The 11,596-nt window shown below is 45.4% G+C and carries 8 protein-coding genes; 2 read left to right on the top strand and 6 right to left on the bottom strand.

Features of this window, described 5'->3' with window-relative positions; all coding sequences use genetic code 11:
• Positions 1 to 233: 233 nt before the first annotated feature.
• Together NJ959_RS18110 and NJ959_RS30455 are read left to right on the top strand one after the other, a co-directional pair.
• Positions 234 to 596, top strand: coding sequence for a Pepco domain-containing protein (locus NJ959_RS18110; protein WP_254013141.1), 363 nt, complete (start codon positions 234 to 236; stop codon positions 594 to 596).
• A gap of 175 nt (positions 597 to 771) precedes the next feature.
• Positions 772 to 2,649, top strand: a complete 1,878-nt coding sequence (locus NJ959_RS30455; RefSeq protein ID WP_309242658.1) for an SUMF1/EgtB/PvdO family nonheme iron enzyme — start codon at positions 772 to 774, stop codon at positions 2,647 to 2,649.
• A 361-nt stretch (positions 2,650 to 3,010) separates the two neighbouring features.
• Here NJ959_RS30455 and NJ959_RS18095 read toward each other — a convergent pair whose 3' ends face one another.
• The 6 genes from NJ959_RS18095 to psaA all read right to left on the bottom strand — a co-directional run bounded on the left by NJ959_RS18095 (position 3,011) and on the right by psaA (position 11,277).
• Entirely contained in the window at positions 3,011 to 3,643 is a 633-nt protein-coding gene (locus NJ959_RS18095) for a type I restriction endonuclease (protein ID WP_254013140.1), read from the bottom strand.
• Positions 3,644 to 4,275: 632 nt separating this feature from the next.
• Entirely contained in the window at positions 4,276 to 4,422 is a 147-nt protein-coding gene (locus tag NJ959_RS18090) for a hypothetical protein (RefSeq protein WP_254013139.1), read from the bottom strand.
• Between the two features lie 51 nt (positions 4,423 to 4,473).
• Positions 4,474 to 5,421, bottom strand: a complete 948-nt coding sequence (locus tag NJ959_RS18085; RefSeq protein ID WP_254013138.1) for an ATP adenylyltransferase family protein — start codon at positions 5,419 to 5,421, stop codon at positions 4,474 to 4,476.
• Positions 5,422 to 5,913: 492 nt separating this feature from the next.
• Positions 5,914 to 6,351 (bottom strand): DUF29 domain-containing protein, encoded by a 438-nt coding sequence (locus NJ959_RS18080; protein ID WP_254013137.1) that lies wholly within the window; start codon positions 6,349 to 6,351, stop codon positions 5,914 to 5,916.
• A 287-nt stretch (positions 6,352 to 6,638) separates the two neighbouring features.
• Positions 6,639 to 8,852, bottom strand: a complete 2,214-nt coding sequence (psaB, locus tag NJ959_RS18075) for a photosystem I core protein PsaB (protein ID WP_254013136.1) — start codon at positions 8,850 to 8,852, stop codon at positions 6,639 to 6,641.
• A gap of 169 nt (positions 8,853 to 9,021) precedes the next feature.
• Positions 9,022 to 11,277, bottom strand: coding sequence for a photosystem I core protein PsaA (gene psaA, locus NJ959_RS18070; RefSeq protein WP_254013135.1), 2,256 nt, complete (start codon positions 11,275 to 11,277; stop codon positions 9,022 to 9,024).
• Positions 11,278 to 11,596: the final 319 nt, after the last annotated feature.

The raw sequence follows: 11,596 nt of genomic DNA, 5'->3' as shown, positions 1-11,596 counted from the left end.
AGAGTGTTGTATCGCGGTCACGAGCGTGTCCTGCTAGAACATCTGTATTTTTTTTTATAAGCAAGGCGCACCCCCCAGATCGTCACAAGGGGAATAGCGGGAGAAGCGACAGTCGTCTAACAGGCACACCGGTGTCTAAAAAAAAGCCCCATCCCCCCCCCGCGCCCCCCCCCCCCCCCCCTCTCCGTACCTCTGCGTTTCAAAAAAAAAACCACATCAACACCCTCAACCCCATGACAGACACCAACACCCTCTGGATTATCACCGACGAAACCCCCGATGGCGCAAGAGATGGCACTAAAGATATCGGCACAACACTTAAATCCAAAACCCCTCCCACATCCAAAAACAAAAGAGTACCAATTCCCTTTAATCAGTTAAAAAAGGAAATGACTGATTTCCTCCAAGTGGTGGAAGATTTATTCACCGAAGCCGAAAATCGCCAATCGGGGATGGTCTTGGATGAAGTAGAACTGTCAGTTAAGATTAATGGAGAAGGGCAAGTCAGTCTTTTAGGTATCGGCGGCGGTAAGTTAGCCGAGGAAGGCGGGATTCTCCTGAGATTCAAGCGCAAAGATTCTGGACAAAATCCCTAAACTCATATTTTGCACCAGTTGCCATCATCCGCCAGTGGTTAAAACCACTGTCTCACAGCTAAAGTCGTCTTTAGACGACTGCATAATATATATATTTTTTTTGTCCATTTCAATGGACTTTCACTGTTAGCCGTGGAATTTATTCCACGGCTGGTTTGAGGAGTTAAGGTAGGATATGGCTAAAAATTGGGCGATCGCAATCGGCATTAACGAGTATAATAATTTGCGATCGCTCCGCTATGCCAAACGCGATGCGGAGTCGATGCGGGATTTTTTCCTGGAAGAGGTAGGTTTTGATAAGGTATTCCTCTTTACTGAAGATTCGCCTAAAATCGCAGGTGCGATTCCCAGTCAACCTAGTTTTGCTAATCTCAGGCGGTTTCTGCGGAGTAACTTTGAGCAACCTTTACTGGAAGCAGGAGATAATCTCTGGTTTTTCTTTGCAGGTCACGGTCAGCGTCATAATGAGAGAGATTATCTCATGCCCTTTGATGTCGATCCAGGGGATATCGAACATACTGCCATTTCCGTTAGTTATGTTTCCGAACGATTGCGGCGATCGGGTGCCGATAATGTCATATTATTATTAGATGCTTGTCGTAATGAAGGTAGTCGGGATGGCTTGGGGATTGGCGAGGAAAGGCATACAGGCATAATTACTATTTCTGCTTGTAGTCCGAAGGAAGTATCTTGGGAAATTAAGGAGTTAGCCCAAGGCGCTTTTACCCATTCCCTCTTGGAAGCTTTGCGGATTCAGGGTGAGGGTAATTGTGCTACGGTGGAGCGATTATATCAGCATTTACAGTATCGAGTGCCGGAAATTAATCGTTATTACGGGAAACTGCGCCAAACTCCTTATGCGATAGCGGAACCTGCGACGAAACTCCATCTTATTTTATTACCGCGACAAGCAACTGGAAATGATATTGCCACTCTGATAAAAGATGCACTCACGGCTGAAGTTGAAGATGAGCTAGAATTAGCAGAACAGTTATGGATTCGGGTTTTAGCTGTATCTCCTGCTAACCCAGAGGCTTTGAAAGGTTATAAACGAATTATCCGCAAAATATACTCAAGAGAAACCACTTCGTCGCCAATTATAACCAATCCATCAGGCTCTAGATCCCAAACTTCCAGCCAAAAGCCAGTATCTCCATCAGGGGAATTGTCGCCAAAATCAGAGAAGGGTGAAGCATTGGCTGATAAAAATCCTGATTCTCCGAATGATTTAGTCGCGCCAATGCTTCACCCCTACACCCAAATATCGACTTTTCCCAGAGATTCCTTACAGATATTTCAATTTGATGTAATTACAGTAGATAGAGAGGGAAAAGAAACAAACCGCACTACCAGTAAAGCTGAGTATTTTCCCGAAAATCTCGGTAATGGTGTCACCTTGGAAATGGTTTCTATCCCCGGTGGTACATTTATGATGGGTTCACCGGAATCAGAAGAAGGACATCTTAACTATGAAAGTCCCCAACATAAAGTAACAGTACCACCCTTCTTCATGGGCAAATACCCCGTAACCCAAGCACAGTGGCGAGTTGTGGCGGGTTTACCTCAAGTAAATCGCTCATTAGAACCCAATCCATCCCACTTTAAAGGAGATAATTTGCCAGTAGAACAAATTTCATGGTATGATTCAGAAGAATTTTGTGCTAGACTGAGTAAGTCTACAGGACGGAATTATCGACTACCTAGCGAGTCGGAATGGGAATATGCCTGTCGAGCGGGTACGACCACACCCTTTCACTTCGGCGAAACCATTACTACCGATTTAGCTAATTACAACGGTAATTATGTCTATGGTAAAGAGCCAAAAGGAATTTATCGAAAATCAACTACTGAAGTAGGTAGCTCTGGTTTAGCTAATTCTTTCGGGCTATACGATATGCACGGGAATATTTGGGAGTGGTGTGCCGATACGTGGCGAGGCAATTACACGAACGCTCCTAATGATGGAAGTCCGTGGATAGATAAAAATAATATAAATATCCGGCTCCTGCGCGGTGGTTCGTGGTATAACTATCCGAGGTACTGTCGCAGTTAGAATCGCAATAGGTACAATTGGGACGAGAGGTTGTACAACGGCATCGGATTCCGTATTGTCTGCGGTGTGCCGAGGACTAAGTAGCGCTTTGCTCTTTTGTCCTCTTACACTTTACACTTCTTAACTTTTCACTCTTTTGTCGCCTTGTGCGGATCGATAAAAATAAACTTCGGTAGTAAAGGGAAGAATAAAATGATAGCCGAGTTTATTCTGGGGTTAAAAACTCACTTTACAGGAACCCACAGATTCCCACTATCCCATAATAACTTAGCGACAGTCAAATGTCAAGAGGCTTGGGCAACGGATGGGGTAACGGATGTAACGGATGGGGTTTTGGTGAGTGGCGGAAACAAAAAAAAGATTACGCTGCCACTAAACTGCCCAAATGCCTCAAAATCTTCAAAACCTCACACAAGTTATTCCGATGTTGAGAACGAGTGCCGAATAAATCAGAAACGCCATACTCCTTACCCAAAAGCTTCACAAACAAGTAACTGCTACCATTAGTAATCAATCCAAACAGAGGTTTCTCTAGTTCAGGATTTCCAGCCATATAAGCCAAGGTTTGCGGTAGCGCTAATTCCAAATCAAACGTCGCTTTCTTCGCCTCAATCAATACCACCCACAGCCGATTTTGCACGACTAGCGCATCAATTCTGCCTCGCAATACCTCATCCCCATCTCCTATTGCCTCTACTTCCACACTCACTTCCGCCCGAAACTTGTAGGGTGCTTGGTAAAATCCCGCCAATTCCAGTAATGGAGATAATATAACCATTTTAATGGTTTCTTCCAAGAGGATACCATCTCCACTCTGATACAGGTAATTGTGGCGCACCCGATCTAGTCTATCGCGATCGCCACCCGATAATTCAGGCAATGTCCCCAGCCATTCGGTGAAAAAAGAGGAATCTTCTGAGAGACGGATACCCAGCTTTGCCTCAATCTGCCCAAGGGTTTTGATTGCTTCGGTTATCGTTAAGACTCTTGCCATGCGATCGCGTCTTTTTTAATTTTAGTCGGGTAGGTTAAGCTTAACGCACACCAATTTTGGGCTTAAGTTATGGTAGCAGGGCAGGTTTGAGGTTTTTTGATTAATCCGATTGTTATTGCTGTTATGTAGGGGCGGCTCGGAAAAATAATCGTTGAGGTTATTTAGGTTATTCAAAGGTATTTTTTAGGGCGCACAGTTTCCCATTCTTTTAGTTTAGCTGTGAAAATGTCAACTGTCAAGAGGTGTGGTGGAAAATTTGGCAACGGATGGGGTAGCGGATATAGCGGATATTATCGGGAAAATCAGTAATATGCGATCAAAACCAGTCCTGATGCGATATCGCAAAAACCAATAGTTCCATCTTAAATAGAGATATTAGCGTATCGCGTAAATTGCGATCGCCCCTTCCCCATCCCAAATAACACACACAAACCTTTGCGCTAACCTTTGCGCTATGAGCGTTAAAACCCAAATCCCGATCAAAAAGAACTATATATTAAAAGCGCAGTGCTTTCTGGAAAAACCGACAAGTGAGATTATTTTCGCGATGGAAACACACCTTCCAGGAACCCACAGATTCCCACTCTACTATAATAACCCCACAGAAGTCAAATGTCAAGGGGATCGGAGAATCATTTAGAGATGGGTAAATTTAATACTGGAATAATTTCTGCCAGGTATGGTTCAAATTTACTTAACTTGGCATCTTCAGAAAACGTACCACTGTAATCTCCAGGTGTCAGCCCTGCCATACCGGGGAGTGTCAATTCTGCTGTCACCTATTACAGCAGATTGCAAGTTTATGAAGTACACCTCATCCGTTACATCCGTTACCCATCCGTTGCCCAAGCCCTTCGCGCCACATGCTTTAAAATACTCATCGGACCTAAATCTTTCAACAATTTCATCTGTGCCTCATTCCGCACCAGCATCGCACCTGCAAAACCCAAGGCATTAACGGGGATGGACTGGAAATCTTCTTGCGATCGCGGTACAATCATCATCCACTCTCTTGTAGCCAGCAGATTGTATGGACGGGAATCCTGCCCATAATTAATTGAGTCATTCCCAATTAATCCGACATGGAGGAGTAGGCTGTGATAATATTCCATTGTGGCTTCAGCCGCGTCGGTGGGAGATTCTGCCCAAGTAGGGTTTAGTTTGGCGATCGCGTGATTAAAGGGAAACTGTGATATTTTGCCAATACCATCTTCAAATTTAGCAGATGCGATCGCAGGTTGAATGGGAATTTTCGCTCCATCAGGCGCTAGTGGTAATGGCACTAATTGTAAATGCTTGTGTCGCTGACTTGCACCTGCCATTTTTCCACTATTGTAGAATACCAAGCCATCAATTTCTGCTAAACATGCCCACATCGCCTCAAAATCTTGTCCTGTGAGGAAGCTTTCCTGTTCTTCAAAGGCACGAGTAACTATCAGGAGATGATGGTCGATAACATTAAATTTATTCAGCAAACATAGATGTGTATCGGAAATATCAGCTACAAATAAATCTTCTTCGTATGGCAGAAATGGATTGAATTCTTTGCCAGAGGTAGTAGTTTTTTTATCTTGTTGTTTCTTTGCTTCGTCTTTACGTTGTAGGCTGGTGAGAATTCGCACCAGGAAACGAATCCCGTCTTGTTCGACAAATTCATATTCTGTAGGTATTGATAGAAGTGCGCCGCAGTTGATGGCGTGTTCAGTTTGCTGAATGGTGCTATTCCATAATGTACCTGGTTCTAGCTTCCGTTTGTCTTGTGAATATCGATCGCACATCTTAATTATCTGAACTGAATATAGAGTTAAATTTGTTATTGATTATGCCAGAAGCACTATCCATTTTTTCAGATTGAATCAGATTGAGTTCTTCATCCATAATTGACTTGCAATAGGTAGAGTAAACAAGGATGCTTCTAGTAGCAGGGATGAATACAGTAGCTCTTGTATCTTCTATTCATGTTAATTTGCGATGTATATTAGGCTAATAGCTGCGATTGCGGCTATGCCTATTCTGTGTCTATTGTTTTAGAGTCTATAGTGCTGTAGTCACCGAGAAGGTTAGCCGCAATTAAGCGAGCTGCACCACGACTATTCCAGTAGTAGTTATGAGCAAAGGAAATGGGTGATTTTTTTTAATAAATTCATCTTTAACTAAAGTCTCTAATTCTTTTGAATAACCAGCATTTTTGGTTGCAACTCCGTGGATAAAAAACACAAGCATTATAAATGATTACTCCTTACCAAAGCCAGATCTGTTACATCTGTCTATTATAACCCTTCAGGAAAAGCCGGATCGAGAATTTGTGCAGTAGAGTAGGGGCATTCTAAAGGAAGCTGCGGATAATCCAATGGAGTTTCTCTCACAACAAGAGCCAGCCCTGACTCATAAGCATCAGTAATCGCTTCTCCCAGATAAGACTTCAAACTAGGGTTTTCTTTTAATAATCTCAATACTTCTTTGCGCTGTTCACGAATTGTTGCCTTCCAGCTTTTGCTCTGCATTTCAGACTGATACTCCCACTTCAAGAGATGTCCAATCAAAATACCAAGTCTATTTCTTAATTCTTGCCTTTGTTGCTTACCCAACGACTCGATTTCCTCCACCAAATTTGTAATATCCAATGATTGCCACTTACCCTCTTGCAAAAGCTGTGATTGCTCCAAAGTCCAAGCATAAAAATCTATATCATAAAGTTTTGATGTCATGATTTTGTCCTATATTTCTGAAGCATGACTATAAATCCTTACCAATATCTTCCTCCCTTCCCTCTGTGTACCTCTGTGAAAACCTCTGCGTACCTCTGTGTTAAAAAAATACTACACGAAAGGATTCAATACTACCCCCATGTGTTAAAAAAATACTACACGAAAGGATTCAATACTACCCCCATTATACAAAATTGAAATATCCCACCAAGTCTCAAAAAAAAATCCCCCACCCGAAGGCAGAGGATATTTTTAAATTACCTAACAAAACTAGGATTCAACTAACCTTAGCCGAACTTACCAGCAGTAGAGGCAATCAAGAAGGCCGCATAGGTAACGAAGTAACCAATTGTGAAGTGGGTTAAACCAACCACGCGAGCCTGAACAATGGACAGAGCCACTGGCTTATCCTTCCAGCGAACCAAGCTCGCTAGAGGAGTGCGCTCGTGTGCCCAAACCAGAGTTTCGATTAACTCTTGCCAGTAACCGCGCCAGCTAATCAGGAACATGAAACCAGTTGCCCAAGCTAGGTGTCCGAGTAGGAATATCCAAGCCCAGATAGACAGGTTATTAGTTCCGTAGGCGTTGTAACCGTTAATCAACTGAGAAGAATTCAGCCAGAGGTAATCGCGGAGCCAGCCCATGATGTAAGTAGAACTTTCATTGAACTGAGCCACGTTACCTTGCCAGACACAGAGATGCTTCCAATGCCAGTAGAAGGTTACCCAACCAATGGTGTTCAGCATCCAGAACATGGAGAGGTAGAAGGAATCCCAAGCAGAGATATCGCATGTACCGCCACGGCCAGGACCATCGCAAGGGAAAGCATAGCCGAAGTCTTTCTTATCCGGCATCAGCTTGGAACCCCGTGCATCCAACGCACCCTTGACCAGAATCAAAGTGGTGGTGTGGAGACCAAGTGCGATCGCATGGTGAACCAAGAAATCGCCAGGTCCTATAGTTAGGAACAGAGAGTTAGTGCCACTGTTAATGGCATCTAGCCAACCCGATAACCAGACGTTGCCGTGGTTGGGGAAGGCAGTGTAAGCAATACTGTCAGGATTAGATAGTAAAGTATCAAATCCATAGAGGAGCTTACCGTGAGCGCCTTGAATCCACTGCGCAAAAACAGGCTCGATTAGAATCTGCTTTTCAGGAGTGCCGAAGGCAACTACTACGTCGTTGTGGACGTATATACCTAATGTGTGGAAGCCCAGGAACAAGGATACCCAGCTCAAGTGAGAGATGATAGCTTCCTTGTGATCCAGAACCCGTGCCAACACGTTGTTCTTATTGCTGACAGGATCGTAATCCCGTACTAGGAATATTGCACCATGAGCAAAAGCACCAACCATCAGGAATCCAGCAATGTACTGGTGATGGGTATAGAGTGCTGCCATGGTGGTGTAATCCTTGGCAATAAAAGCGTAAGGAGGCAGAGAGTACATGTGTTGAGCCACCAGAGAGGTGACTACACCCAAACATGCCAAGTGCCAGCCTAATTGGAAGTGAAGGGAATTGTTGTAAGTGTCATACATTCCCTTGTGACCATCACCCAACTTACCACTAGGAGGTCTGTGAGCATCCATGATGGTCTTCATGCTGTGACCAATACCGAAGTTGGTCTTGTACATGTGACCAGCAACGATGAACAGCACAGCGATCGCCAAATGGTGGTGAGCCATGTCAGTCAGCCACAGGGACTCAGTTTGAGGATGGAAACCACCCAAGAACGTGAGAATTGCTGTGCCTGCGCCTTCAGAGGTGCCGAATATTTGTCCAGCCGTATCGGGATTTTCTGCATATACACCCCAGTTCCCTGTGAAGAAGGGAGCCAAGCCTGCTGGGTGGGGCATAACGGACAGGAAGTTATCCCAGCCTACGTGCTGTCCGCGAGATTCGGGGATCGCAACGTGAACTAGGTGTCCAGTCCAAGCCAAAGAGCTGACACCAAACAAACCAGCTAGGTGGTGGTTTAGGCGAGATTCAGCATTCTTGAACCAAGCAAGACTAGGGCGGAACTTGGGTTGTAAGTGCAACCAACCAGCGAACAGTAAGATCGCTGACAGGATTAGCAGGAACACAGAACCTTGGTAAAGGTCACCGTTTGTCCGCATCCCGATGGTGTACCACCAGTGATAAACACCGGAGTAGGCAATATCAACAGGGCTAGTAGCTCCTGCTTGGGTAAAGGCATCAACTGCCCCTTGACCGAATTGGGGGTCCCAAATCGCATGGGCGATAGGACGGACGCTTAGGGGATCTTTGATCCACTCTTCAAAGTTACCTTGCCAGGCCACATGGAAGAGGTTGCCGGAAACCCATAAGAAAATGATTGCTAGATGACCGAAGTGAGAGGCAAAAATCTTTTGATATAGATTTTCCTCTGTCATGCCATCGTGGCTTTCAAAGTCGTGAGCCGTGGCAATTCCATACCAGATCCGACGTGTTGTGGGATCTTGAGCGAGGTCCTGGCTAAATTTTGGAAATTTTGTTGCCATCTTTCTTAGGAAATCCTACTCGCTGACTTTTGAGACTAATGCTTGATAGAGCTGCTCATTTTTCCTGTGACCCCCTGGAACCGAAGTTCCAGGTTTACTTGGGTCTAGGGGAGGTAAGACACATTGATTATGTCTTACTTAATAGATTCGCTATCAGTTCAAACAGCCGTCATCCTACTGATAGGATTCGTGCCAGGAAGAACGACCATGTGGTAACGATTCCTCCTAGGAGGTAGTGAGCTACCCCCACAGCGCGACCCTGAACGATGCTCAGAGCGCGGGGTTGAATTGCTGGACCAACTTTTAATTTGTTGTGTGCCCAAACAATCGATTCGATCAATTCCTGCCAGTAGCCGCGACCACTGAACAAGAACATTAGGCTGAAAGCCCAAATGAAGTGAGCGCCTAGGAACAGAATGCCATAAGCAGACAGAGCAGTTCCGTAGGAGTTAATTACCTGAGAAGCTTGCGCCCACAGGAAGTCGCGCAACCAACCGTTAATGGTGATGGCGCTAGTAGCAAAGTTGCCACCAGTGAGGTGGTATACCGAGCCATCTGGTAATACCGATCCCCAAACATCTGATTGCATCTTCCACGAGAAGTGGAAAATCACAATTGAGATGGAGTTGTACATCCAGAACAGACCTAGGAACACATGGTCCCAAGCCGATACCTGGCAAGTACCACCGCGACCCGGACCATCGCAAGGGAAGCGGAAGCCGAGCTGGGCTTTGTCTGGAACTAAACGAGAACTACGGGCATATAAAACGCCCTTGAGGAGAATGAGAACTGTAACGTGGATGGTAAAGGCATGAATATGGTGAACCATAAAGTCCGCCGTACCCAGAGCGATTGGCATCATTGCCACTTTACCGCCCACAGCGATGACATCGCCGCCAAAGGCATAGCTAGCTGGAGCCAGCGCATGGGGAGCAGTTCCGCCAGGTGCTAAGGCATGGATATTTTGTAACCACTGGGCGAATACGGGTTGTAGTTGAATTGCCGTATCGGAGAACATATCCTGTGTCCGACCCCAAGCCCGCATCGTGTCGTTGTGAACGTACAGACCGAAGCTATGGAAGCCTAGGAATATGCACACCCAGTTCAGGTGAGAGATAATGGCATCCCGGTGACGGAGTACCCGATCCAGGAGGTTGTTTTGGTGTTGTGATGGGATATAGTCCCGCACCATGAAGATTGCTGCGTGAGCAGCAGCTCCCACGATACAGAATGCCCCAATCCACATGTGATGGGTGAAGATGGATAGCTGTGTGCCGTAATCTGTGGCTAGGTACGGATACGGAGGCATCGCGTACATGTGGTGAGCCACGATAATTGTCAGAGAACCAAGCATTGCTAAGTTCCAAGACAACTGGCAGTGCCAGGAATTCGTGAAGATTTCATACATTCCCTTGTGGCCTTCGCCAGTAAAGGGACCTTTATGAGCTTCCAGAACTTCTTTAAAGCTATGACCAATTCCCCAGTTTGTCCGATAGAAGTGACCAGCAACGATAAACAGTACTGCGATCGCTAAGTGATGGTGCGCTGTATCGGACAACCACAATCCGCCCGTTACTGGGTTCAAACCACCTTTGAATGTCAGGAAGTCTGAATAGACACCCCAATTCAATGTAAAGAATGGTGTTAAACCTTGGGCAAAACTGGGATATAGTTCCGCCATCCAAGCTTTGTCAAACAGGAACTCGTGGGGCAAAGGAATGTCCTTCGGTGCCACGCCTGCATCCAATAGCTGGTTGATAGGCAGAGAAACATGGATCTGGTGACCTGCCCAACCTAGAGAGCCGCAACCAAGCAACCCGGCTAAGTGGTGGTTCATCATCGATTCCACGTTTTGGAACCATTCCAGCTTTGGAGCTTTCTTATGGTAGTGGAACCAACCAGCGAACAGCATTAGGCCAGCCATTACTAGACCACCGATTGCTGTGCAGTAGAGCTGGTAGGAATTAGTAATACCAGAAGCACGCCAAATCTGGAAGAACCCAGATGTGATTTGGATGCCGTGGAATCCTCCACCGACATCCGCGTTCAAAATTCCTTGACCGACAACAGGCCAAACAACTTGAGCGCTAGGTTTGATGTTGAGCGGATCGCTTAACCAAGCTTCGTAGTTGGAAAACTTAGCGCCATGAAAATACATGCCGCTCAACCAGACAAAAACAACTGCTAGGTGACCGAAGTGCGCACTGAAGATCTTGCGCGAAACATCTTCGAGGTCACTTGTATGACTATCAAAATCGTGAGCGTTGGCGTGAAGGTTCCAAATCCAAGTTGTGGTTTTGGGACCTTTAGCTAAGGTACGGTCAAAATGACCTGGCTTAGACCACTTCTCAAAGGAAGTGGGAACCGGGTCTTTATCGACTACTACCTTGGCTTTTGCCTCCCGCTCAGGAGGGCGAGCTACCATGAGGAATCTCCTCTCTAGACAAGGAACTAGAAATACCCAAAGGGAAGTTGGATTTTACTAAAGAGAGGAAAGCACCGCCAATAGCGCCACTTTCCCTGGGAAACAAACATCCCCGTTCTGAATGAATCATTCATTTAGGGATTAGCTTCTGTTGTTAGATGATATGTCGTTAGTTACCAACTCTTTAGAATCAGTTAACAAAAATTAAAATTTTACTGATTCTACCTAATCAACTTCTCTTTATGGCTTTAACAACGCAAGCCTTTAGACAAAAGTCAAGAGTCTGTAGCATAAAATTTATAAATCGCAACATAAGGGG

It is taken from the genome of Limnofasciculus baicalensis BBK-W-15, from assembly GCF_024178385.1.
In the GTDB taxonomy this organism is placed as follows: Bacteria; Cyanobacteriota; Cyanobacteriia; order Cyanobacteriales; family Coleofasciculaceae; genus Limnofasciculus; species Limnofasciculus baicalensis.
The sequence above is the reverse complement of the archived record's forward strand: the minus strand, read 5'-3'. Positions and strand labels throughout refer to the sequence as shown.